The organism is Amycolatopsis sp. NPDC057786 (genome assembly GCF_042797905.1).
Taxonomy (GTDB): domain Bacteria; phylum Actinomycetota; class Actinomycetes; order Mycobacteriales; family Pseudonocardiaceae; genus Amycolatopsis.
Genome location: NZ_JBHVKW010000033.1, coordinates 1 through 24,195 on the forward strand (window position 1 = coordinate 1; position 24,195 = coordinate 24,195).

General features: G+C 68.8%; 20 protein-coding genes and 1 rRNA gene. 13 read left to right on the forward strand and 8 right to left on the reverse strand.

The features are described 5' to 3' along the window. Positions 1 to 74, reverse strand: a 16S ribosomal RNA gene (locus ACFVM3_RS18825); the annotation flags it as partial. Between the two features lie 461 nt (positions 75 to 535). Here ACFVM3_RS18825 and ACFVM3_RS18830 point away from each other — a divergent pair. Together ACFVM3_RS18830 and ACFVM3_RS18835 are read left to right on the forward strand one after the other, a co-directional pair. Next, a complete protein-coding gene (locus ACFVM3_RS18830) occupies positions 536 to 1,339 on the forward strand; it encodes an alpha/beta fold hydrolase (RefSeq protein ID WP_378440201.1) in 804 nt (267 codons plus the stop codon). Continuing rightward, on the forward strand, positions 1,339 to 2,097 hold the full coding sequence (locus ACFVM3_RS18835; RefSeq protein WP_378440202.1) for an SDR family oxidoreductase: 759 nt from the start codon (positions 1,339 to 1,341) through the stop codon (positions 2,095 to 2,097). Before ACFVM3_RS18830 ends, ACFVM3_RS18835 begins: the two co-directional genes overlap by 1 nt. On the opposite strand, the gene ACFVM3_RS18840 is transcribed toward ACFVM3_RS18835, so the two are convergent. After that, a complete protein-coding gene (locus ACFVM3_RS18840; RefSeq protein WP_378440204.1) occupies positions 2,036 to 3,688 on the reverse strand; it encodes a transposase in 1,653 nt (550 codons plus the stop codon). The two genes, ACFVM3_RS18835 and ACFVM3_RS18840, sit on opposite strands and share 62 nt — an antisense overlap. A gap of 143 nt (positions 3,689 to 3,831) precedes the next feature. Here ACFVM3_RS18840 and ACFVM3_RS18845 point away from each other — a divergent pair, with 143 nt between their 5' ends. The 7 genes from ACFVM3_RS18845 (at position 3,832) to ACFVM3_RS18875 (ending at position 12,819) form a co-directional block, all read left to right on the forward strand. Then, a complete protein-coding gene (locus ACFVM3_RS18845) occupies positions 3,832 to 6,429 on the forward strand; it encodes a bifunctional FO biosynthesis protein CofGH (protein WP_378440206.1) in 2,598 nt (865 codons plus the stop codon). Between the two features lie 138 nt (positions 6,430 to 6,567). Continuing rightward, the gene (locus tag ACFVM3_RS18850; RefSeq protein ID WP_378440208.1) at positions 6,568 to 7,419 is read left to right on the forward strand and encodes an arpA protein; all 852 of its coding nucleotides are present in this window, start codon (positions 6,568 to 6,570) and stop codon (positions 7,417 to 7,419) included. Between the two features lie 15 nt (positions 7,420 to 7,434). Further along, on the forward strand, positions 7,435 to 8,283 hold the full coding sequence (locus tag ACFVM3_RS18855; RefSeq protein ID WP_378440210.1) for a class I SAM-dependent methyltransferase: 849 nt from the start codon (positions 7,435 to 7,437) through the stop codon (positions 8,281 to 8,283). Beyond that, positions 8,280 to 10,058: a choline/carnitine O-acyltransferase gene (locus ACFVM3_RS18860; protein WP_378440211.1), complete on the forward strand. Its 1,779-nt coding sequence runs from the start codon at positions 8,280 to 8,282 to the stop codon at positions 10,056 to 10,058. The genes ACFVM3_RS18855 and ACFVM3_RS18860 overlap by 4 nt, the downstream gene beginning before the upstream one ends. A gap of 238 nt (positions 10,059 to 10,296) precedes the next feature. Next, the gene (locus ACFVM3_RS18865) at positions 10,297 to 10,641 is read left to right on the forward strand and encodes a hypothetical protein (RefSeq protein WP_378440213.1); all 345 of its coding nucleotides are present in this window, start codon (positions 10,297 to 10,299) and stop codon (positions 10,639 to 10,641) included. A gap of 22 nt (positions 10,642 to 10,663) precedes the next feature. After that, positions 10,664 to 11,353 (forward strand): response regulator transcription factor, encoded by a 690-nt coding sequence (locus ACFVM3_RS18870; protein ID WP_126735627.1) that lies wholly within the window; start codon positions 10,664 to 10,666, stop codon positions 11,351 to 11,353. After that, positions 11,350 to 12,819: a sensor histidine kinase gene (locus ACFVM3_RS18875; protein ID WP_378440215.1), complete on the forward strand. Its 1,470-nt coding sequence runs from the start codon at positions 11,350 to 11,352 to the stop codon at positions 12,817 to 12,819. The genes ACFVM3_RS18870 and ACFVM3_RS18875 overlap by 4 nt, the downstream gene beginning before the upstream one ends. Here ACFVM3_RS18875 and ACFVM3_RS18880 read toward each other — a convergent pair. The 3 genes from ACFVM3_RS18880 to ACFVM3_RS18890 all read right to left on the reverse strand — a co-directional run bounded on the left by ACFVM3_RS18880 (position 12,785) and on the right by ACFVM3_RS18890 (position 15,718). Beyond that, complete coding sequence (locus tag ACFVM3_RS18880) at positions 12,785 to 13,858, reverse strand: hypothetical protein (RefSeq protein WP_378440217.1); 1,074 nt, start codon at positions 13,856 to 13,858, stop codon at positions 12,785 to 12,787. The genes ACFVM3_RS18875 and ACFVM3_RS18880 overlap by 35 nt on opposite strands. A gap of 67 nt (positions 13,859 to 13,925) precedes the next feature. Continuing rightward, positions 13,926 to 14,366, reverse strand: coding sequence for a hypothetical protein (locus ACFVM3_RS18885; RefSeq protein ID WP_378440219.1), 441 nt, complete (start codon positions 14,364 to 14,366; stop codon positions 13,926 to 13,928). A gap of 14 nt (positions 14,367 to 14,380) precedes the next feature. Next, the gene (locus ACFVM3_RS18890; RefSeq protein ID WP_378440220.1) at positions 14,381 to 15,718 is read right to left on the reverse strand and encodes an LVIVD repeat-containing protein; all 1,338 of its coding nucleotides are present in this window, start codon (positions 15,716 to 15,718) and stop codon (positions 14,381 to 14,383) included. 99 nt (positions 15,719 to 15,817) lie between these two features. On the opposite strand from ACFVM3_RS18890, the gene ACFVM3_RS18895 reads away from it, so the two are divergent. After that, the gene (locus ACFVM3_RS18895; RefSeq protein WP_378440222.1) at positions 15,818 to 17,260 is read left to right on the forward strand and encodes an ABC transporter substrate-binding protein; all 1,443 of its coding nucleotides are present in this window, start codon (positions 15,818 to 15,820) and stop codon (positions 17,258 to 17,260) included. Here ACFVM3_RS18895 and ACFVM3_RS18900 read toward each other — a convergent pair. Next, a complete protein-coding gene (locus ACFVM3_RS18900) occupies positions 17,240 to 18,139 on the reverse strand; it encodes a LysR family transcriptional regulator (protein ID WP_378440224.1) in 900 nt (299 codons plus the stop codon). The two genes, ACFVM3_RS18895 and ACFVM3_RS18900, sit on opposite strands and share 21 nt — an antisense overlap. A gap of 71 nt (positions 18,140 to 18,210) precedes the next feature. On the opposite strand from ACFVM3_RS18900, the gene ACFVM3_RS18905 reads away from it, so the two are divergent. After that, the gene (locus ACFVM3_RS18905; protein ID WP_378440226.1) at positions 18,211 to 19,245 is read left to right on the forward strand and encodes an SDR family oxidoreductase; all 1,035 of its coding nucleotides are present in this window, start codon (positions 18,211 to 18,213) and stop codon (positions 19,243 to 19,245) included. A 169-nt stretch (positions 19,246 to 19,414) separates the two neighbouring features. Here ACFVM3_RS18905 and ACFVM3_RS18910 read toward each other — a convergent pair whose 3' ends face one another. Beyond that, the gene (locus ACFVM3_RS18910; RefSeq protein WP_378440228.1) at positions 19,415 to 20,155 is read right to left on the reverse strand and encodes an SDR family oxidoreductase; all 741 of its coding nucleotides are present in this window, start codon (positions 20,153 to 20,155) and stop codon (positions 19,415 to 19,417) included. Positions 20,156 to 20,376: 221 nt separating this feature from the next. Between ACFVM3_RS18910 and ACFVM3_RS18915 the strand changes: the two genes are divergently transcribed. Together ACFVM3_RS18915 and ACFVM3_RS18920 are read left to right on the forward strand one after the other, a co-directional pair. Further along, positions 20,377 to 20,784, forward strand: coding sequence for a DUF1508 domain-containing protein (locus ACFVM3_RS18915; protein ID WP_378440230.1), 408 nt, complete (start codon positions 20,377 to 20,379; stop codon positions 20,782 to 20,784). A 156-nt stretch (positions 20,785 to 20,940) separates the two neighbouring features. Further along, complete coding sequence (locus tag ACFVM3_RS18920) at positions 20,941 to 22,032, forward strand: substrate-binding domain-containing protein (protein ID WP_378440231.1); 1,092 nt, start codon at positions 20,941 to 20,943, stop codon at positions 22,030 to 22,032. An 81-nt stretch (positions 22,033 to 22,113) separates the two neighbouring features. Here ACFVM3_RS18920 and ACFVM3_RS18925 read toward each other — a convergent pair whose 3' ends face one another. After that, positions 22,114 to 24,006: a S8 family serine peptidase gene (locus tag ACFVM3_RS18925; protein ID WP_378440233.1), complete on the reverse strand. Its 1,893-nt coding sequence runs from the start codon at positions 24,004 to 24,006 to the stop codon at positions 22,114 to 22,116. Between the last annotated feature and the right edge of the window lie 189 nt (positions 24,007 to 24,195).

Below are 24,195 nucleotides of genomic sequence, written 5' to 3' on the forward strand. Positions count from 1 at the left end.
CTTCATCGTTCGACTTGCATGTGTTAAGCACGCCGCCAGCGTTCGTCCTGAGCCAGGATCAAACTCTCCAACAATGTCAAATTTGATCGAGGCAATTTAATGCTCTCAAAGGAACCCCAAAACGAGGTTCTTAATACATAAGCTCTACTGGCTTAGTTCACTAGCACACTGTTGAGTTCTCAAGCAACACACCCCAGATCGCACCACAACCAAGCGGCCTTATCCGAAGCAGTCATTCCTAGCAGTTTTTGGTGAGACACCCACTCAATCGCACTGAGCGAGAGCTTGGTTCGTGTCCCGGTCGGCCGCTCGGTTTCCCTGGCGACGAAGAGAACTTTACATGGCCGGAAACCCCCGAAAACAGGGGGGTACCTTAACGACATTCGCGCAGGTCAGCGGCCATAAACGCGCCCTGGCCCGGCGAGCACGCGGTGATCGCCCCAAGAGACCCCAGGTGAACTCCCGGGCAAGAACATTGCTCCGAGTACATTGCACCGTATTGATCCCGAGGATTGCTCCGATTAGCGTCGGGTTCATGAGCACTGCGGAACTCGACGGCATCTCCGTCGCTTACGACGACCTCGGCGCCGGGTCGCCGGTCGTCCTCGTCCACGGCCACCCCTTCAACCGTTCGATGTGGCGTCCCCAGGCCGAGCGCTTCAGCCAGGAGGGCTACCGGGTCATCACCGCCGACCTCCGCGGGTACGGCGATACGACCAGGCCACCGGAGAGCACGAAGACGGGACTCGACGTCTTCGCAGCCGACATCCTCCGGCTCGCCGACCACCTCGGTCTCGAGCGCTTCGTGCTCGGTGGTCTCTCCATGGGCGGGCAGATCGTCATGGAGTTCCACCGCACCTACCCCGACCGCGTCGCCGGGCTCCTGCTCGCCGACACCTCTCCCCAGGAAGAGACAGAGGAGGGCAAGCGCGTCCGCAACGAGATGGCGGACCGCGTCCTCGCGGAGGGGCTGAACCCCTACGCGGAGGACGTGCTGACGAAGATGGTCTCGCCCGAGAACGTCCGCACGATGCCGGACGTGGCGGCGCACGTGCTCGACATGATGCGCACGACTCCCCCGGAAGGGGCGGCGGCCGCACTAAGAGGACGGGCCGAGCGGCCGGACTACCGGGACAGCCTCACGCGGGTAGGAGTGCCGGCACTGGTCGTGGTCGGGACCGAGGACGAGTTCACTCCGGTCTCGGACGCCGAGCTCATGCACGACCTCATCCCCGGCTCCACCCTGGCGGTGATCGAAGGCGCCGCCCACATGCCTAACCTGGAGCGCGAGGCCGAGTTCAACGACGTGTTCGCACGGTTCTTGAAAGAGATTGATTGATGCCCCAGAAGACCGTTTTCGTGACCGGTGCCAGCGCCGGGTTCGGCGTCGAGATCGTCCGCCGGTTCGCCGCCGACGGCGCCAAGGTCGTCGCGGCCGCGCGCAGCAAGGACCGGCTCGGCAAGCTGGCCGTCGAGCTGGGCGAGAACGTCCTCCCCTTCGAGCTCGACGTCCGGGACGCCGACGCGGTGGCCGCGCTCCCCGGCACGCTGCCCGCCGAATTCGCCGAGGTCGATCTGCTGGTGAACAACGCCGGCCTCGCGAAAGGGCTCGAACCCGCCCATCGGGCGAAGCTCGACGACTGGGACCAGATGATCGACACGAACATCAGGGGGCTCGCGCACCTCACCCGCGCGCTGCTGCCCGGCATGGTCGAGCGCGGCCGCGGGCACGTGATCAACATCGGTTCGGTCGCGGGCTCCTACCCCTACCCCGGCGGCAACGCCTACGGGGCGACCAAGGCGTTCGTGCACCAGTTCAGCCTGAACCTGCGCGCGGACCTGCAGGGCACCGGCGTCCGGGTGACCAACATCGAGCCGGGCCTGGTCGGCGGCACGGAGTTCTCCGTCGTCCGGTTCGAGGGCGACCAGAGCAAGGCCGACAACGTCTACAAGGGCACGACGCCGCTGACGGCCGCCGATGTGGCCGAGTCCGTCTTCTGGGCGGCTTCGCAGCCGGAGCACGTGAACATCAACGTCATCGAGTTGATGCCGGTGGTGCAGAGCTTCTCCGCGCTGCATATCCATCGGTCGGAGTAGGCCGGTCAGGCGGAGCCTGTCCGTTGAGGGTGGTGGTGGGGCGGGGTCCGGGGAGGTCGAACAGGTCGAAGAGCGCCTGCTGTTCCGGGCTCCGCTCGGTCAGCAGGCGCCGCGTCCGCGGGCGGCCGCCGGTGGACGGATACCGAAGCACCGTCTCCCCTATCCCCGCGAGGCTGTCCATCAGTTCGCGGACCGACAGGTTCATCCCGGCGCGGTCGGCCTCGCGCCGCATGAGGTGCGTGACCGTGGACGCGAGCACCGTGACCAGCGTGTGCACCGCGATCCGATGCGGCGTCCAGTCCCAGCGCGGGGCCGGGCCGGTGACGGCGGGACCGGTCAGCCAGCGGAACGTCGAGTCGAGGTGGGTCCGGGCCCGGTACGCCGTGACGACTTCGGACACCGGCCAGTCGTGGTCGGTGACCAGCACTTGTTTGCCGAAGAACTCGTCGTGCAGCCGCGAGACGGCGGCGTCGTCGACCTTCCAGGTCAGCCGGATCTCCCCCGGTTTCGTTCCCGTCAGTGAAGGGGAAAGCACCCGTTCGACGCGGCGGCCGCGGGTGATCCGCGCGATTTCGGCGTTCACCTGGCCGCGATCGCCCCGGTAGACGCCCGACGCCAGCGCGGCGTCGAGGCCGGCGAGTTCCCGCGTCGCGGTGCTCAGTTCCTCGCCGAACGCGCGGGCCTGCGCGTTGTGCAGGGTCTCGGAGTGGGTCAGGATCACGCGACGGCGCACGCCCGCGACCACGGCTCTGGTGTCGAGGGCGGTCAGCCCGGCGAAGCGCTCCGGGTCGACGGGTTTGCGCGCGGACGGTGGTTTCGCCAGCAGCTCCGGATGCTCCGAAAGTGGGAGCGCGCCGACGAAGTGCCGTCCGAGGTCCAGTTGCGCGGCCTGGCCGGCGGTGAAGACCAGCGTGACTGGGTACAGCGAGCGGAGTCGCTCGGCGAGCGCGGCGAACGGCGGTGCCTCTTCCCGTGGGTACACGTGCGATGCCAGCGGGATCGCGCCATCCTTGGTCACCACCAAGCCGAGCCCGGCGAGTTCGCAGCGGCAGGGGTCGGCCGTGGTGAAGGTGGCGAACTGCGGGACGTCCACGGCGAGCGCGGCGTCGCCCGTCCCCAGCCAGGAGAGCACGGCGTCGGCGACGGCGGTCTCGATCCGGGCGATCCGTTCGGGCGTGAGGCGGTGCAGGGCGCGCCAGTGATTCGGAAGATCCGCCCGGACGAATTCCCGGGCGACGGAGTCACGCCACCAGTCGGCTAATTGCGTTTCGGGGGCCGTCGCCCGGTGCAGGACGGCGAGTGCGAGATGCGTCCCCAGTGTGGTCGCGGCGCGCTGGGTTCCGACGGCTTCGTCGACCCGGCGCACGAAGTCGAGCCGTCGCAGCGTGGCCCACACGGCCGCGACGTCGCCGAAGGTCCGGTGACGCGCTTCGCCGGGGGCGGAGATGTCGCCCTCCATCGCGCGCCCGATCTCCTCGGCCGTGCCGAGGTAACGCTGCGAAACCACGCGCGGCTCGCCGTCGACCCGCGCGGAGGTGACGAGGTAGTAGTACGTCCGCCCGCCGACCTTCTTACCGACCACCGAAGCCACACTTTAGGTAATACACTCGCGCCCGCTGATCGGCAACCAAGATCGCGCGCTGACCAGCGGAAACGGTGACCTTACCCACGTGGGTGACGCGGTGGCGGGATGCACACTGGCAGGTGGAGCGGGTCCGGCCATAGCGTGCGGGAATGGCATCCCCTGCTGACGCGAACGCCCCCACCACCTCGGCGATGCGCCGGGCGCTCGCCAGGGCGCGCGACGGGAAGACCCTCGACATCACCGAGGCCTCGATCCTGCTCCAGGCGCGCGGCGACGATCTCAAGACGCTGTCCGAGCACGCCTCCCGGGTCCGCGACGCCGGACTCGTCGCGGCAGGCCGCCCCGGCGTCGTCACCTACAGCCGTTCGGTGTTCATCCCGCTGACCCGGCTGTGCCGTGACCGATGCGGCTACTGCACCTTCGCGACCGTTCCCGGCCGGGTCGAGTCGCCGTTCCTCTCCCCCGACGAGGTGCTCGACATCGCCCGCAAGGGTGCCGCGATGGGAGTCAAGGAAGCGCTGTTCACCCTCGGCGACCGTCCGGAGGACCGCTGGAAGGCGGCGAAGGACTGGCTCGACGCGCACGGCTACGACGACACGCTGTCCTACGTCCGGGCGATGGCGATCCGGGTACTGGAGGAGACGGGCGTCCTGCCGCACCTCAACCCGGGCGTGCTGAGCTGGCAGGACTTCCAGCGGCTCAAGCCGGTTTCGGCGTCGATGGGCATGATGCTGGAGACGACGGCGAAGCGGCTGTACACGGAGAAGGGCGGCCCGCACTACGGTTCGCCCGACAAGGACCCCGACGTCCGTCTGCGAGTGCTGGAGGACGCGGGCCGCAGTTCGGTGCCGTTCACCACGGGCATCCTGATCGGTATCGGCGAGAACTTCGAGGAACGCGCCGACTCGCTGTTCGCGATCCGCAAGGTCGCGAAGACCTACGGCGGTATCCAGGAAGTGATCGTCCAGAACTTCCGCGCGAAGCCGGACACCAAGATGCGCGCGACGCCGGACGCCGATCTCGAAGAACTCGCCGCGACCATCGCTGTCGCGCGGCTGGTGCTCGGGCCGCGGATGCGGATCCAGGCGCCGCCGAACCTGATCGGCCAGCAGTACGAACTGATGCTGAACGCGGGGATCGACGACTGGGGCGGTGTCTCGCCGCTGACCCCCGACCACGTGAACCCCGAACGCGCGTGGCCGCAGATCGACGAGCTCAAACGCCGCACCGAAGCGCTCGGGTTCACCGTGCGCGAGCGGCTGCCGATCTACCCGGAGTACGTCAAGGCCGGCGAGCCGTGGCTGGACCCGCGGATGAACGCGCATCTCGCGCCGCTGACCGACACCGAGACCGGCCTCGCGATCGAAGAGGCCATCCCGGTCGGTATCCCGTGGCAGGAGCCGGACGGCGGCTGGAAGGAGGCCGGGCGCACCGATCTGCACGTCGAGGTCGACACGGTCGGGCGAACGGAAGACCGCCGCAGCGACTTCGATTCCGTCTACGGCGACTGGGCCGAGATCAAGGGCAATATCAAGACCGCGCCGGAGCGGTTCGACCTCGACATCCGGGATGCCTTGCGCAGCGCGGAAAAGAACCCCGCCGGGCTTTCGGACGACGAGGCTCTGGCGCTGCTGCACGCCGACGGGCCGGAGCTCGAAGCCTTCACCAAGATCGCCGACGACCTGCGTCGCGAGGTGAACGGCGACGATGTCACCTTCGTCGTCACGCGGAACATCAACTTCACCAACGTGTGTTACACCGGCTGCCGGTTCTGCGCGTTCGCCCAGCGGCGCACCGACGCGGACGCGTACACGCTTTCGCTGGAGCAGGTCGGTGACCGGGTCGACGAGGCGTGGGCCGCGGGCGCGACCGAGATCTGCATGCAGGGCGGCATCCACCCGGATCTGCCGGGCACCGCGTACTTCGATCTCGCGGCGGAGGTGAAACGCCGTCAGCCGGACATCCACCTGCACTCGTACTCACCGATGGAGGTCGTCAACGGCGCTTCGCGGACGAACCTCTCGATCGAGGACTGGCTGGCGCGCGCGAAGGAGGCCGGTGTCGACTCCCTGCCGGGCACGGCCGCGGAGATCCTCGACGACGACGTCCGCTGGGTTCTGACGAAGGGCAAGCTGCCGACGTCCGAATGGATCAACGTCGTCACCACCGCGCACAAACTCGGCATCACCACGACGTCGACGATGATGTACGGCCACGTCGACACGCCTGCGCACTGGGTCGGGCACCTGAAGCTGCTGGCGAAACTGCAGCGAGAAGGCCTGGAGCGCAACGGGCGGCGCGGGTTCAGCGAGTTCGTGCTGCTGCCGTTCATCCACCAGAGTTCCCCGATCTACCTCGCCGGGCTCGCCAGGGCGGGGACGACGCTGCGCGAGAACCGCGCGGTGCACGCGCTGTCCCGGCTGCTGCTGCACGGGATGATCGACAACATCCAGAGCTCGTGGGTGAAACTCGGTGAAGAGGGCAGCCGCGCGGTGCTCCAGGGCGGGGTCAACGACATCGGCGGGACGCTGATGGAGGAGACGATCAGCCGGATGGCGGGCGCGGCCAACGGGTCGTACAAGACGATCAGCGACATGCGCGCGATGGTCGAACCGCTGGGCCGTCCGCTGCGGCAGCGGACCACGGAGTACGGCACGCCGACGGCCGAGCGGATCGCCGCGGCGCAGGCGTCCGACGGCGTCGCGACCGCGGTGCGGCGGCCGCTGTTGCCGCTTGTCACCAGCTGACGAAAAGCCACTGACGGCCTCCTGACTCGAGTCAGGAGGCCGTCACGTTGCGTGTGGCACCGCTCACAAGGCGCGGGAGTCGCGGACGTTTTCTGTGCTAAACCCGAAGCTCACTTCCGGGCAGCCGAGAGGACGTCGATGACCGCGAGCGCAGTCCAGGTGGCCGATACCGCCCGCTATCCGTTGTCCGAGCCGGGAAGCCCCGCGTGGCGCGAAATCGTTTTCCGGACCCGCGCCGAACTGCGGGAAACGGGCTGCAGTGTGCTGGCCGACTTCATCCGTCCGGAGTTGCGTGACGTCCTCCGCGACGAAGGCGCGAAGATCGCTCCGGAGGCATACGCGAAGGTCGAACGCGTCAACGCCTACAACATCGCCATCGACACCCCACTGCCGGAGGATCATCCCGGCCGCACGATCATGGAACGCGGCAACGCCTTCGTGGCGCGTGACCGGATCCCGGCGACCGCGGTGATCCAGCAGCTGTACTCGAGCCGGGAGTTCCAGCGGTTCGTCGCCGACTGCTTCGAACTCCCCGAACTGCACGAACTCGCCGATCCGCTGTCCGGCCTGGTGCTCAACGTGATCGAACCGGGCCGCGCGCATCCGTGGCATTTCGACACCAACGAGTACACGGTCAGCATGCTCACGCAGGAGGCGGCCGACGGCGGTGTCTTCGAATACTGCCCGAACATCCGCTCCGAAACGGCGGAGAACTTCGACGACGTCCGTGCCGTGCTGGCGGGCGAAGGTGATCATCTGATCAAGCGGCTCACTCTGCGTCCTGGCGATCTTCAGCTGTTTCGCGGACGCTTCGCGCTGCACCGGGTGAGTAGTGTTCAAGGGGCAGTCGCCCGCCATTCCGCGATCTTCGCGTACAGCGAGCGTCCTGGGGTCATCGGCAGTCCGGAGCGGACGAGACAGCTGTTCGGCCGGGTCCTGCCGGAACACGTCGCTTCGGCGGCGGTCCGGGGCGATCAGCTGCTCGACTAAGTCAGGAGCTTGGCCGTGCCTTTCGATTCGACCGGCAAGATCTCTTTCGACCACATCTACACCGAGCCCGATCCCCGTGCCTTCTTCGGTACCTTGCGCGGGCTGGACTACGACATCCCCCAGCAGGCCAAGGCGTACTTCGCGAAACTGATCGACGAGTACCGCGCGGAGGCCGACGTGAAGGTGCCGACGGTGCTCGACCTCGGCTGTTCCTACGGCGTCAACGCGGCGCTGCATCGCTGCGACACCTCGATGGAGCGGCTGTACGACCACTACCGGGGCGTCGAGTCGCTGAGCCGGGACGAACTGATCGCTCGCGATCGCCGGATGGTCGAGACGCTCGCCGTCGGCGACGGTGTCCGCTTCATCGGCCTCGACGCCTCCGCGCCCGCGTTGGACTACGCGCTCGCCGCGGGCTTCATCGACGACGCGATCCACGCGGATCTGGAGAGCGAAGAGCCGACAGAGGAGCAGCGCGCGTTGCTGGCCGACGTCGACATCGTCATCTCGACCGGCTGCGTCGGCTACGTCACGGAGAAGACCCTCGTCCGGATAGCGCGGGAAAGCCGGCCGTGGATGGCGCATTTCGTGCTGCGGATGTTCTCCTACGGGCCGGTCGCCGAGAGCCTCGGCGAGCTGGAGTACGACACGACCGGGGTCGACGGCGTCTTCCGGCAGCGGAGATTCGCTTCGGATGAAGAAAAGTCGCAGATCTTGGACAATCTGTCCGTCGCGGGCGTCGACCCGCGTGGGCTGGAAGCCGACGGCCGCCTGTACGCGCGGCTGTTCGTCTCCCGGCCGAACGGCGCGGCGGGCGAGCTCGCCTCCGCGCTGAACGCCCTTCCCCTTCGAGATCAAGGATGATCGTGACCAGTCCGGAACCGTCCACCCGCACGTTCGGCAACGAGGACATCCTGCCGCGGGTCCCCGTCCCCAGTCTGGAGGACACCTGCCGCCGGTTCCTCGAGTGGTGCTCGCCGCTGCTCACCGCCGGCGAGCTCGCGGAGACCGAAGGCGCCGTCACCGAGTTCCTCGCGGAAGGAAGCCCGGCGCACGAACTGCAGAACGCGCTCGAGGCCTACGACAAGCGGGAAGGCGTCCGGAGCTGGCTCGACACCTTCTGGCCGTACCGCTACCTCGGCCGTCGCGACCGGATCGCGCTCAACGCGAACTTCTTCTTTCTGTTCACCGATTCCCCGCTGGGACAGCTGGAGCGCGCGGCCGAACTGGCCGCGTCGGCGGTGGACTACAAGCTGAAGCTCGACGAGGAACTCGTGCCGCCGATCGTGCTGCGCGGGCAGCCGCAGTCGATGGTTCAGCACAAGTACCTGTTCTCCGCGACGCGGATCCCCGGCGCCGTGCAGGACACCGCGCGCACGCCGTACCGCGAGGACTGGCCGGGGCCGTCGAAGGCGCGGCACGTCGTGGTCTTCCACCGTGACACCCCGTTCCGGATGGACGTCATAGCGCCGGACGGCCGCCCGTACTCCCCCGATCAGCTGGTCGCGGGACTGCAGACGATCGTGAAGTCGGGGAACTTCGTCGAGGACCCGCGGACCGCCGCCGGGCATTTCACCACCAAGGCGAGGGCGGAGTGGGCGGCGACGCGGGAAGCGTTGCTGGCGGCGGGAAACGCGGCCGCGCTCGACGACATCGAGACGGCGTTGTTCTGCCTGTGCCTGGAGGATTTCACGCCGGCGAACACGCAGGAGGCGTGTGACAACCTGCTGCACGGTGACAGCGGGAACCGCTGGTTCGACAAGGCCGTTTCGCTCATCGTGTTCGAGGACGGCACGGCGGGGATCAACGTCGAGCACTGTGAACTGGACGGGACCACGATCCTCGGGTTCACCGACGCGCTGCTGAGCGGAACGCGGCTGGAGCGGCCGCCCGCCGACGGCGTCCCGGCGTCCGAGGTCATCGAGTTCGTCCTGGGCGAAGCGCTGCGAGAGGACGCTCGCGCCGCTGCCGCGTCCTTCGCCGAGTACGCCGAAGCGACCGCTACGAAGACGGTGTCCTTCACCGACTTCGGCGCGAAGCGGGCGAAGGAGCTGGGGATGTCCCCGGACGCCTTCGCACAGATGGCGTACCAGCTCGCGCACAAGCGGGCGAAGGGGATCACCGGCGCGACGTACGAGTCGATCGCGACGCGGCAGTACCAGAACGGGCGCACCGAAGCGATGCGAGTGGTGACGCCCGAGGTGCAGTGGTTCGTCCAGGTGATGGACGACCCGCAGGCCGACCGGCAGACGCGCCAGGCTGCCTTCCGCGCGGCGGCCGCGAAGCACGTCACGCGGGCGAAGGAGTGTCAGGCGGGTGACGCGCCGGAGCAGCACCTGTGGGAGCTGCAGCTGATCCAGAAGCGACGCGGCGTCGAGGACTCTCCGGCGCTGTACTCGTCACCCGGCTGGCTGAAGATGCGCGACGACTACCTGAGCACCAGCTCGGCGCCGTCGGTGAACATCCAGTACTTCGGCTTCGGGTCGACCAGCCCGCAGTGCATCGGTGTCGCGTACGTGCTGCTGCCGAAGTCGCTGAATCTGTACCTGTGCACGCCGAAGCACGTGGCACACGAGATGGAGCTGTTCGCGACCGAGCTGTCCGACGCGGTGGCGGAACTGCAGGAGTTGTTGGCCTGAAATGGGCCGAAGGCGTCCTTCCCCGCGTCGGATGCGGTGAAGGACGCTTTCGGCCCAGGTGCTGCCGTCGGGCGATGCTGAGGTCGGGCGATCGGCCCGGGCGTGTCCCGGGCCGCACCAGTACCGGAAGAGGCCTTCACCTACTCGGATAGGGTTCCGGCGTTCTGGGGAAACTGAGGTTGCTGGGTGGACTGCTGCTCGTCGCGACCAGGTGCAGTGCGCCGCCGCCACACGGCCGATGAACGTCGCCGTGGAGCACGGCACGTCGTACATGGCGATCGATCCCGGCGTCAGCGCGCAGACGGTCCAGCCCGGTGGCACGCTGCTCTCGGTCGTCTCGTGGTCGAATACCGTCACCGTGGGTTCGCCGGAGGCCGGCGCCTACGTGACGGTCGCGGCCGCGAAAGGTGACCCCGAGCAGCAGATCACGGTCGACACCGACCTCGGCACCACGGGCAAGCTGACGTTGACGGCTTGGAACGCCAAGCTCAAGAACCAGAATTTTGTGACGAGACCGCACGGCTCCGCGACGGTTCCGCCGCAGACCACGACGAGGACGACGAAGCGCCCTTACGATCGGTGAGCCTTTCGATCTTGGGGGAACCATGCCGCGCATCCTGCTCGTCGAGGACGACGTCGCACTCGCCGAAGCGCTCACGCTCGCACTGAAGGCCCTCGGCCACGACGTCGTCGTCGCGCCGACCGGGGAGCGGGCGCTGGAGGCGCTGTTCACCGACCGGCTCGAACTCGATTTCGTCCTGCTCGACGTCATGTTGCCCGGGATGGACGGTTTCGAGGTGTGCCGCCGGATCCGCACGCGCAGCCGGTTGCCGCTGGTCCTGCTGACCGCCCGCGGCGACCCGATCGACATCGTCGCCGGGCTGGAGTGCGGAGCCGACGACTACGTGGTCAAACCCGCCGAACCGCGGGTGATCGACGCGCGGATCAAGGCGATCGGGCGGCGCGCCGTCACCGCCCCCGGGCCGTCGGCCGGTCAGTTGCGGGTCGGGCGGCTGGAGATCGACGCGGCGGCGATGAGTGTGATGCGCGACGGCGTCGAACTGGCGCTCACCGCGACCGAGATCCGGTTGCTGGTCGAGTTCGCCGAGCATCCCAACCAGGTACTGAGCAGGCGGACGTTGCTGAAACGGGTCTGGGACTACGGCTACGTCGGCGATTCGCGGATCGTGGACGCGGCGGTCGCGCGGTTGCGGGCGAAGATCGAGGACGATCCGGCGAATCCCGTGGTACTGAAGACCGTTCGGGGACTCGGCTACCGGCTGGTGGGCGAATGAGGCTCGGCCTGCGTGCCCGGGTCACCGCGGCGGTCGTGGTGGTGACCACGACGGCGACGGTGGCCATGGCCTTCAGCGCGGCCAAGATCCAGGAGGACGACGCGCTCGACCGGTTCACCGCCGCGGCGAAGACGTCGTTCGGGGCGATGTTCGGCCAGGCGTGGCCTCATCTCGAACAGTCCATGGCGGGCTCCACTCGGGCCTTGGAGTTGTTCTCCCAGGGAATGGACCAGGCCGCGGCGGACTGGATGCTCGTCACGAGCCATCCTCAGCTGACCAACGACGACTTCAAGGCACCCGAAGGACCTCTCTCGGTCGTCAAGGCCTCTTCGCAAAGCCACGATTGGGCGACGGGCGCCGAAAACGCGACCCCTCCTGACCGGCGAGCCGCGCTGGAAACCGTGCGGGACGTGGTCCTTAAGCGGACCAAGGGGCCGGAAAGCCTGTTGTCGGCCACCACGACCGATCCGGCGACTGGGCGCAGGCTGCTGGTGGTGAGCGCGAACTTCGTCGCGTACTGGGTGGTGCAGTTCTTCGACCTCACCAGCTTCGAGCAGGATCTGGCCGCCCAGCGCTGGAAGCTGGCGCGGATCACGCTCGGGGTCACCGTCTTCGGCGTGGCGGCGGCCGTCTTCGCGGCGGGCCGGATCCGGCGGCCGGTGCTGCGAGTCGCCTCCGCCGCGCGCGACCTGGGCGACGGTGCCTTCGACGTGCGTGTCCCGGTGAAGGGCCGCGACGAACTCGCCGATCTCGCCGCGTCGTTCAACACGATGGCCGATCGGGTCGGTGCGGCGATCGGGGAACTGCGCGCCAAGGACCGCCAGCAGCAACGGTTCGTCGCCGACGTCGCCCACGACCTGCGGACCCCGCTCGCGTCGATGGTCGCCACGGTCGGCACCCTCGACGACGCCGACTCCGAGGTCAGGACCCGCGCTGCCGGGTTGCTCGGGACGCAGACCAGGCGCCTGGCGCGGCTCGTCGAGGATCTGCTGGAGATCTCGCGGTTCGACGCCGGTTCCGCGAACCTGCGGCCCGAACTCGTCGACCTGCCCGCGCTCGTCGACGACGCGATCGAGGTCAGCGTGCCGGAGACGCCCGTCCGGGTGACGAGCACCGGCGATACGACCGTCTCCGCCGACCCGCGTCGCGTGCACACCATCGTGGGCAACCTGCTGGTCAACGCCGAGCGGTACGGCCGGACGCCGATCACAGTGTCGGTGGAAGGCCTTTCCGACGCGGTGACGATCCGGGTCGCCGACGCCGGTCCTGGCGTGCCCGAGGAGTTGCGGCCGATCCTGTTCGACCGGTTCGTTCGCGGCGATCACGCGCGCCAGGCGACCGAGGGCAGTGGGCTGGGGTTGTCGATCGCCAAGGAGAACGCGCTGATCCACGGCGGGGACATCACCGTGCACAACGATCACGGCGCCGTCTTCACCGTGCGTCTTCCACGGGAGTCACCAGCGTGAGCCCGCGTGGCGTGTAGTCGTCGAAATACGGCAACGGGATATGGGTGAGGACCAGCAGGAGCGCGGTCAGCACGCCGATCTGGGGTGGTTTCAGCTCACGGTGGCCGAGCCAAAGCCACACGACCACGAAGAAGTTGGTCATCAGCAGGAATCCCCACCTGGCATCGTCCCAGCCGCCGAACGCGAGCAGGACCGGCGCCCCGATCGCGGCGGCGGGCACCACGGCCGCGAGCGTGGGCCGGTGCAGGTACAGGAAACCGCCGATCACGACGGCCGCGATCGGCAGCAGGTAGAGCAGGACACCGGCGATCGAGTACAGCCGCCAGCTTTCGGTCTGGCTGCGCCCGAACAGATCCAGCGCGTCGGCGCGGTAGGCGAAGTCCGCTGTGGACAGTGAGCGCCGGAGACCGTCGATGGTGCCGGGAGCGGCGGGCGGCAGGGCGAGGATCCCCAGGGCGAGTACCGCCGCCGGAGTGAGCAACGCGCACGCACGCCGGAACGGAACCTTCCGCAGCAGGGCGAAACCGAAGATCGGCAGCACAGTGAGCAACGCGATCTCGTGCACGGTCACCGAAAGCGCCATCACCGCGCTCGCGAGCACAGGTCTGTTCCGGTGCACCGCCCACAGCGCGCCGGGCAGCAGCAGATACAGCACTTGGTCGAGGTAGCCGACCTCGTGGAACAGGTAGCCGCCGGTCGGTAACAGGAGCCAGCCGATGATCAACCACCGGCGGCTTTCGGTGCGGCTGCGGAAGAAGGCGAGCGTCACGACCGCCAGTACCGCGCCGAGGACGGCGAAACTCGCGACCGCGAAGACCGCGTAGTCGTGCCCGAACGGCTTCAGGAGGGTGCCGATGAGGAAACGGCGGCGGAATCCGTCCGTCAGGGACACGGCCTGCAGGGTCGCCGCCCACTCCCCCGGCAATCGGAACCCGGTGTATCCGGCGAGGAGGACGGCGATCGCGAACAGTGCGGTGACGCTTCGTCGCGAAGTCTTCCCGGCGACGGGGACCGGGGCCCGCACGAGCAAGGTGGTCATGGCGCCAAGCTAGGAAGGGATCATCCCTCTGCCGTGATGGTCCCGCGACAGTTCCACCACAGATCTGTTACATGGTCGTCGAGGTGAGGAAGGCCTGTTCGGACCCCTCGACCACGAAAGCGGTCCGCGCCTTGGTGGTCGTGGGCAGCGCGCACGAAAGCCACTTCACCCCGGACGGGAAGAGTCCCTTCAAGGACTCGGGGACCGCGGGCGAACCCGCCTGGCACTTGTAGTCGGCCAGCACCTTTGCGACGGCCTCGCGACGCAGCTTCACCAGCGCGGACAGCCGGAGATCGGACGGCCCCGGCGCCGCGTCCCGCCCCTCGGTGGCGCCCATCCTCTCCTCGACCCACGACGCCGAGACGATCTCGCCCACCTCCGGGAAGTCCTCGGCGACCGGCGCCGAATCAGTCCGGACGGCCATCTCCGCAGGCGGTGGCGGCGAGGAGCAGGCCGCGATCAGGACGACCGCGGCCGTGCTCCCCCACGTCTTCCCCATGGTGCGCATGGGGCCATCCTGCCTCAGGCGGTGAGCTTCAGGATGTCGATTCCGCGAGTGTTGTCGGCGACGTAGACGTAACCCTTGTGCCAGTAGGGCGCCCACGCGCTGGCGTCCGCCGGGCGGAAGTAGGCGATCTGCTTCGGGTCGGTCGGGTCGCTGACGTCGAGGAATCGCGTGCCCTGCGCGTAGAACGACTGCACGAGGACCTTGCCGCGGATGTCGAAGTAGTGCGCGGAACAGTCACCCGACGCCGGGTCGCTGCCTTCCTGCCCGGCGACGCTCCAGGTGCCGACGGACTCGAGGCGGAACGGCTTCTCCGGCGTCGAGCGCCAGCCCTCGCCGTTGTACGAGTTCTTCAGCGACGAGATTGTCAGCACGCCGTCACCGGCGCAGCCGTCGAGGAAGCTCTCTTCGGTGGCGTAGATCAGGTCGCGGCCGTGCCAGCGATTCGAGTCGGCGCCGTCGGCCGAGCGGTGTCCCGCCGGGTGGAAGCTGTTGTGCATGAACTTCGACGGCGCCGCCGTCTCCTCGATCCCGCCGCCCGCGTAGGGCACCGGGTCGAACGCGGTCGCGCGGCGGACCTTCCCCTGCACGGGATCGCGGTGGTAGCCGTTGGTCCAGTAGCCGCGGACGCCGCCTCGGCCGGACACCCAAGCCACGCCCTCGGCGTCGACCTGGACGTCGTGCACGTAGTCGGTCTTGCCGTCGTTGCGCGCGAGTTCGATCGGGTTCGGGAACGTCTTGGGATTGCGCGGGTCGCGGATGTCGGTCACCCAGATCGGGCGGCCGCCCCACTCCGCGGGCTGGTTCGCGGCCTTCGCGGGGCCACCGGTCCAGAGGTACCGGCAGTCGTCGACACAGCTGGTGGTGTGACCGGCGGGCACCTTGGTGTAGCTCAGGAGGACCGGTTTGTCCGGGTTCTTCAGGTCGATGATGTAGATGCCGGACTCGCCGGTCTGCGTGGTGCCGCCGTAGGCCCGCGGGTCGCGCGCGAGGAAGACGAGCTTGCGCTTGACGTCGACCTCGGTGTCCTCGGTCTCCCACAGGCCGGGGAGGCTGACCTCGCCGATCAGCTTCGGGGCGGTGGGGTTCTTCGTCAGGTCGTAGACCTTCAGGCCGAACTCGCCGGAAACCGCCATGACGTCCCGTTTGCCGTACTGCAGGAACCCCATGGCGATGGCGCCTTGCGCGTCGGGCACGTTGCCGACGGCCTTGACGTTCTTCACCGCGCCGGGGGCACCCGCGACCCGGACCTTCTCGCCTGCCGGTTTGTCCTCCTCGCCGCACGCCGCGGCGGGCAGACCGGTGGCGATCAGGGTCGCGGTGACCGTGGCGAGCGCCAGGCACGAACGAAGCAACCAGTTTCCTCGCACAGAAACCTCCCAGGCTGGTCCCTGCACCCTATGATCGCCACTTTGCCCGCACAACCGCCATTGGTCGTGCGGGACTGCTATGACATGACCATGCGCTTGCGTCTTCTGGCTCCGCTCCTCGCCGCCGCCGTGGTCGCGGCGGGCTGCACGGAATCCGGCGAACCGCCCGCACCGGACGTTCTTCGCGTGGGCCTGGCCGCCCCGGCGACCCTGCTGCCCGCGGACGTCCGCGACCAGTCCGGGCGGATGCTCGCCGGCGCGCTGTGGACGCCGCTGGCCGACTACGACCCGGCGACGGGCAAGACGGCGCCGCGGGCGGCCGAAGCGTTCACCAGCGCCGATCGGATCACGTGGACGGTGAAGCTCAAGGACGGCGGCAAATTCCACGACGGCACGCCGGTGACCGCGCAGTCCTATGTGGACACGTGGAAGGCGATCGGCGCGGAGCAGTGGCAGGCGTCGCGGGTGATCAAGGATCTCTTGCGCGCCAAGGAGATCACCGCGCCGGATCCGCTGACCATCCGGATCGTGCTCGACCGGCCCTCCGGCCAGGTTCCGGCGCTGCTGTCCTCGCCCGCGCTGGTCCCGTTGCCCGCCTCGGCACTGACTTCCCGCGATTGGGCCGGTTTCGCGCAGCGGCCCGTCGGCAACGGACCGTTCCGGCTGGACGGCCCGTGGCAGCCGTCGGGCGGCAAACTGCTCCGCGTGGTGGACGCGCCGGGCAAGGCGCGCGTGATCGAACTCAAGACCGGTGACGCGGCGGCGCAGTACGACGAGGTCAAGGCCGGGAAACTCGACCTCTCCACGTTCGTCCCCGGCGATCGCCATGAGGCCATGCACGCCGATTTCGCGCAGCGGCACGTGATGTGGGCCCTGCCGACCGTCGCCTACCTCGGATTTCCCCTGACCGCACAACACTTCTCCGACGCGACCGTCCGGCACGGCTTCGCGCTCGGGATCGATCGCGCGGCGCTGGAGACCGGCGCCCTCGGCAAGCAGGTGGACCCGGCGAAATCGCTGCTGCCGCCCGCGGTCGCGCCGGGCGAGCGCAGCAGCACCTGCCGTCCCTGCACGTTCGACGCGGGCGCCGGGAAATCGCTGCTGTCCCAGGCGGAGTTCCCGGCCACACCTGTCCACTTCGGACAGTCGCAGGCGAGCTGGCTGCGGCCGCTCGCGGAGCAGGTCAGCACGGCGGTCAGCATCCCGCTCGCCGCGGAACCCGGACAGGGACCGTTCGCGATCGACGTCGGCCTGTTGACGCCGAGCCCGCAGGAGGTGCTGGCCGAGATCGCCAAGGCGACCGGTTACCAGAGCGACGGGTTCGCCGACCTGCTGAAATCGGCCGAGGAGATCGAAGCGGGCGAGAGCGGCGAGGTCTACCGGCTGGTGGAGAACCACCTGCTCCGGGATCTCCCGGTCGTGCCGCTGTGGTCCGGGCACGGGCACGCCGTCTGGGCGGAGCGGGTGGGCGACGTCAAAGCGACGGTGTTCGGCGGGGTGGACCTGTCAGGTGTTTCCGTGCGGTGACCCGAGCGTGCACTCACCCGCGACGACGTCGATGAAGGCCGAGGTCAGCGGGTCGGGCGTGCTGCGGCAATAGGCGGCGAGCGTGCGCCGGATCGCCGGTTCGGGCCGCAGGACGCGGCCGTGGAAGCCCGCGGGCAGGACGTTGGCCGGGACCAGCGCGGGACCGAGTCCCGCCGCCGCGAGCACCGGGGCCGCCGCGCTCTGTTCGGTCCGGACCGCGGCCCTCGGCTGGAACCCCGCCGAGGCGCACGCCTGGTCGACGAGGTCGGCGAGCCCGTTGCCCGGCGCGTAGTGCACCCACGCGCAGTCCGCGAGGGTCGCCAGATCGACGACGCCGCTGCCGTCGTCCTCGCGCGGCCCGTCGATCGGCAGGACCACGACGAACTCCTCGGCGCCGATTTCGCGGACCGGCCCGTCCCAGCCCGGCGGGACCGGGCCGACCGCGACGTCGGCCTCCCCCGCCGCCATGGCCTCCCGGAGCTCGTCCGCGTGCCGGAACTCCACGAGCCGGACGTCGACCTCCGGCCGCTCCCGGCGCCAGACCCGCAACGCCGCGGGCAGGACCCCGATACCGACCGAGTAGACTGTCGCGATCTGGAGTTCCCCGGCCTCCAGCCCGGACGCCTGCCGGGCGGCGCACCGCGCGCGTTCGGCGTCGGCGAGGGTGGCGCGGGCGTGCGGCAGCATGGCGCGGCCCATCGGGGTGAGCCGGACGCTGCGTGGCAGCCGTTCGAGCAGCGGGCCGCCGACGCCCTTCTCCAGCGCGCGCACCTGATGCGACAGCGCGGGCTGCGTCACGTGCAGCAACTCGGCGGCCTTGGTGAAGGAGCCGGTGTCGACGACGGTCACCAGGTACTCGAGTTGCCGTAAGCTAGTCATGAAGAGAGTTTATCGGAGTGGTGATATCTATGCCTTGGACTTATTCGCGCAGCGGGTCCAGGGTTGAGGACATGAACGAAGAACGCAAGGTCGCCCTGGTCGCGGGGGCCAACGGGGTCATCGGCAAGAACCTGATCGAACACCTGGAGACCCTGCCGGGCTGGCGCGTCATCGGCCTGTCGCGCCGCGGCGGTCCTGGTCAGATCGCGGTCGACCTGCTCGACGCGGACGACACCCGCGCGAAACTCGGCGGCCTGGACGACGTCACGCACGTGTTCTACGCGGCCTATGTCGACAAGCCGTCCTGGGCCGAACTGGTCGCGCCGAACCTGGCGATGCTGACCAACCTCGTCGACGCGATCGAGCCCGCCGCGCCAGGGCTGCGCCACATCAGCCTCATGCAGGGCTACAAGGTTTACGGCGCCCACCTCGGCCCGTTCAAGACCCCGGCGCGTGAGGACGACGCCGGGCATATGCCGCCCGAGTTCAATGTGGACCAGCAGCAGTTCCTGGAACGTCGTCAGGCGGGGAGGACCTGGACGTGGTCGGCGATCCGGCCGTCGGTGGTCGGCGGCACCGCGCTGGGCAACCCGATGAACCTCGCGCTGGCCATCGCGGTCTACGCGTCGATCTCGAAGGAACTCGGCCTGCCGCTACGGTTCCCCGGCAAACCCGGCGCGTACGACAGCCTCCTGGAGATGACCGACGCCGGGCTGCTGGCGAAGGCCACCGTGTGGGCGACCGATTCGGAGAACGAGGCGTACAACATCGCGAACGGCGACCTGTTCCGGTGGAGCGACCTCTGGCCGCGGATCGCGAAGTACTTCGACCTGGAGGTGGCGCCGCCGCTGCCGATGTCGCTGGACGTCATCATGGCGGACAAGGAAGAACTCTGGACGTCGATCGCCGCGAAGTACGGGCTCGACGTGCCGTACAGCGCGGTTTCGTCGTCGTGGGCGTTCGCGGACTTCGTGTTCGGCTGGGATTACGACATGTTCGCGGACGGCTCGAAGGCCCGGCGGGCCGGTTTCCACGAGTACACGGAGACGTCGGCGATGTTCTTCCGGCTGTTCGACGAGTTCCGGAAGGCGAAGGTGATCCCGTAGGCGGCGGTTGCCGCCGGAGTGGTCGGGCCCCCAGCGAGAGGGGTTGCGAAAGCCGCTTTCGCAACACCCGGCGAGCGCGGCCCAGGAGAGCACGGGGCGAAGGGGACTTTCCCCGCATGCGATGCGGGGAAAGCGCCCTTCACCGCGTGAGATGAGGGGAAAGTCCCCTTCAGCCGCGCCCGATGTACGGCATCGCGGTCGCCGTGACGGTCAGGAACTGCACGTTCGCGTCCAGCGGCAGTCCGGCCATGTACAGCACGGCGTCCGCGACGTGCCGGGCGTCGAAGGTCGGCTCGGCCTTGACGCTGCCGTCGGCCTGCGGGATCCCGTCGGCCATTCGCAGGGTCATCTCGGTGGCGGCGTTGCCGATGTCGATCTGTCCACAAGCGACGTTCCAGGCGCGCCCGTCGAGGGAGATCGACTTCGTCAGCCCGGTGACCGCGTGTTTCGTCGCGGTGTAGGCGACGGACGCGGGGCGCGGGGCGTGCGCGGAGATCGAGCCGTTGTTGATGATCCGGCCGCCGCGCGGCTCCTGCGCCTTCATCAGCCGCACGGCCTGCTGCGCGCACAGGAACATCCCGGTCAGGTTCGTGTCGACGGCGCGTTTCCAGTCCGCGAAGGACAGTTCGTCGACGGTCCCGCCCACCGAGACACCCGCGTTGTTCACCAGAAGATCCAGCCGCCCCCATTCCGCGCGGACCGTCTCGAACAACGCGGCGACGGAGTCGGGATCGGCGACGTCGGTGGGCACGGGAAGCGCGTTCGTGTCGCCACCGGCGGTCTCGGCCAGCGCGTCCGCGCGACGGCCGGCGAGGGCGACCCGGTAACCGGCGCCGAGTAACGCGCGGGAGATCTCCCTGCCGAGCCCGGAACCCGCCCCGGTGACGACCGCGGTCCTGCCGTTGCCCATCGAACCTCCTCGCAGACCGTGCCGGACCGATCCGGCTCGGTGATTGTTTTCCGATTACCCGCGTCCGTTCAGGCTAGCGCGCCGCCGCCGAAGGAAAACGTTCACCCGTCGGCCGTCGCGCCTTCACGAAAACCGGTAACCCCTTCACCACATCGAGGCGATTCACCGGATGTGATCAGGGGGAATTCACACCGTTCACCTCGCCGTCAGGACGGTGAACGGTGAAGAAGAATCCACGCTTTCAGCTCGTCCAGACCGGCGAGCAGACCATTCGATGGCGGCTGCTCGGCGGCAACAACGTGTCGCTGGGTTCGGCGCCCGACGACTATCCGCGAGCCGAGGAATGCCTCGCCGCGATCGCCTGGCTCAGCGCGCATGTTTCCGAACTGACCAGCGATTTCAGTCATCTCAGCGGCGGGCGCTGGCGCTGGCGCCTGCATCGGGAAGACCGCGTCGTCGCGATCGCCAGCCATGCCTACGGGCGGCGGATCGAGGCACAGCGCGGCCTCGACCGATTCCGCTCGGCCACCACCGAGGCGTCCATCGGCGAAGGGATCGAGACCATCACCGATTGGCGCCGGAAATACCGGCGTGATTCCGGCGGTATTTCACCGAATCGTTCTCCGTGACGGCCGCTCACGGAAAGTGCGTTCCCCGGAGATTAACCACCATGACGTCGGGCGGGAACGCGAAGCACCGCCGCCGGACAGCGTCGCGGAGCGAGGATTGGGGCAAGTCACGGAATCCCGTGACGACTTGGGGACTAGAGAAAGAGTGCAAACAAGATGCGTGCTCGTACCACTCGGTTTCTCGGCGCCACCGCGATCGCCGCGTGTGCCTGCCTCACCCTGACCGGCACCGCCTCGGCGGTCGCCCCGGCCAACGGCCTCGAAGACGTCCTTGCCGCGGCGGGCTCGGACACCACCGTCGACATCACCGGCGCGATCCTGGCCAACGCCAACGGCGCCGCCTGGAACACCGACCCCGACAACCACGTCAACGTCCCGCCGCTGCTCGCCCCGGGCGCCACCTTCACCGTTCCCGGTGACCTGTACGCCGACGAGGTCGTCTACAACACCACGACCACCCTGCCGCCGAACGGCTCGTCCCAGGGCAAGGCCGCGCTCAAGGCCTCCGGTGACGCGGGTGACGGCAAGATCGACATCGCGCGGTCGTCGTCGCCCCGCGGCTCGTCCGACCCCGCGTCGTTCGAGTACTACGCCTTCGCCACCGACGGTGTCACCTGGTCGTCCTCGGCGACCGGCTCCGGCGCGGGCCTGTCCCTCACGCTGGCGCAGCTGCGCGGCATCTACGACGGTTCCATCACCAACTGGAACCAGGTCGGTGGCGCCAACGCCGCCATCGTCGTGTACCTGCCCCAGACCGGCTCCGGCACGCTGAGCTTCTTCACCACCACCGTCCTCGGCTTCGACCCCACCACCAAGCCGGTCACCATCAAGCGGTTCCAGGAGCACGACGGCAACTCCATCCCCGCCGCCGACCGCGCCAACGCGATCGCCCCGTTCTCCATCGCGCAGTGGATCGCCCAGGGCAACGCGGTGACCGCGGACAAGCGCGCGGGCTTCACCGTGAACCCGCTGACCGGCGCCGGCTTCGACGGCTCCCCGGTCGCCGGTTCGGCCGGTAACTACACCCCGGCCTTCACCACGGCGTTCCTCGGCTCGCGCAGCGTCTACCACGTGCTCGACACCCGCACCCCGAGCTACGACCAGGCCCAGCGCGCCGTCGGTTTCGCCGCCGGTGACACGGCCGCGACCGCCAGCCCGCTGTGCGGTGGCCAGCTCGCCACCACCATCAAGCGGTACGGCTTCCTGACCGTGTCGGGCCCGAACGGCCTGTCCTGCGTCAAGTCCTGACCCCCTCCTAGCGCGTGAAGGCCCCCTTCCCTCAGCTGAGCCGAGGGAAGGGAGCCTTCACGCGCGATGGGACTACTGCGGCTACTTCGGGGCGACACCCAGCGCGGCGAGCGCCGGGCCGGTCATGATCACGCCCGCGCCGGTGACCGGGTCGAAGCCCGGGGCGCCGAGGTCGATCGCGGTCGACACAAGCGCGTTCCGGATCTCCGCCTGGGTCGCGGCAGGCTTGCCCTGCTTCAGCAGGGCGGCGATGGCGGCGGCGCTCGGCGCGGCGGCCGAGGTCCCGAAGAACGGCTGGAATCCGCTCACCGAGGTCGCGACGCCGTCGGCCGCGGTGATGTCCGGCTTGTTCCGCGTCGCGCCACCGGTCGAGGACACGTTGCCGGGGGTGATCACCGAACCGTCCGGGTTGTAGAACTGATGACGGCGACCGTCCGAAGTGAACCGCTCCCATTTGCTGGCGCTGGTGAACAGCCCCGGGTACGGGCCCGCCGGGTTCGCCGGGTCACCGGCTTCGAGCGCGCGGCCGAAGGCACCGGCGGCCGGGGCGGCCGCGACGCTGAAGGCGTTGACGGCCGCCGAGTGGCCCGAGGTGACACCGTTGGTGCTGAAGGCTTTCAGGTCACCAGAGGCAACGAAGCGGCCGCGGATCACGTTGAGCGCGATGAACCGGTCTTCACCGCTGTACTTGACCACGGCGACCTTGAAGCCAGAGCCGCTGGCCGGGACCTGGGCGATCTCGTACGGGTTCTGGGTGCCGTTCTGCGCGCCCTCGCTGGAGGCGACGACCGCGCCGGACGAGTTCAGGACGAACAGGTCGTAGTCGCTGGTGGCCTTGCCCCACGGGTCGGACCAGAACAGGGTGACGTAGCGGCCGACCGAGTTCGGCGAAAGCGCGTTGTACAGCTGGGTCGTGGCGCTCGGGTCGAAGTCGTGCGGCGTCCCGGTGATCCCGGAGATCTTGCTGGCCGACCCGCGGAAGTCGCCTTCGTAGTAGCCGCTGGTGCCGTCGGTCAGGTTGCCCGAGTTCCCCGCGGAGGAGAAGTAGAGCGCGCCGTCCGCGGTCACGTCGTTGACGGCCTGCGCGACCGGGCCGTCCTGGAACGGCGACTCGTCGAAGTAGGAGACGTCGTCGACGATGATCGTGCACTTGCCGGTGGTCCGCAGGGCGCGGATGTTGTCGGCGAAGCTCTGCTCGCTGGTGAACGCGGTCGCGAAACCGAGCGCGGCGCCGGGCGCCATGTCGTGGATGATCTCCAGCATCGCGGTGCCCTCGTCACCGCTGCCCGCCTGGCCGGGGAGGACGTCGACGGCGGGGAGTTCGCCGGCGGTCTGCGACGCCTGGAGCGACTTGATGCCGTCCGAGAGCACGCAGACCTTCTGGCCCGCGCCGGTGACGCCGTACTTGGTCCGGGCGGTGTCGTTGCCGTGCGCCTTGTCGCCCTCGGCGACCTGCAGCGCGGCGGCGGTCTTCTTGGCCGCGGCCTGCCGCCGGTCCTGCGGCGCGGATTCGTTCCAGGTCATGGCCTGGGAAGCGGCCTTGACCTCGGCGACATCGCCGCGTCCGGCGATCGCGTCGACGGCGGTCAGGGGGAGGTCGGCGCGGATCGCACCGGCGGGTGAGGCGTAACGGACGGTGCCGCCCGCCGCCTTGACGGCGTCCACCAGGGACTGTCCGGCGCCCTTGATGTCCACCGCGACCGTGCCGGCGTCGCTGACGCCCAGCCCGGTCCGGTACTCGGGCAGCTTGCCGGCCAGCCCCTTGTCGGTGCGGAGGCGCTTCTCGACGACGAGCTGGCTCGACTGCTTGCGCTCGGCCGGGGTGAGGCTCTTCTTGATGCTCTGCAGGGCGCTGATCCCGGCCTGGGTGCGCACCTCTTCCGACGGCTGGGCACCGGAAACCGCGGTCGACAGCAGCAACGCCCCGACCGCGACCGGAACCGAGCATGTGACCACCCGGCTGAATCTGCTCATCGAACTCTCTCCCTGATTCTGGCCAACACAGCCCGTGACAGGAATCCCTTCGGTTGCCCGAATGAATTACCCCTGACCGGGTGTAATGGGGTGAATCTAAAGAGCGATCAGTGAGGAGTCCACCGACCAAAGTCGGTATCGGGGGAAGATCCACATGGTGGGAGTGATTTCGGTCCGAAAAGACCGAAA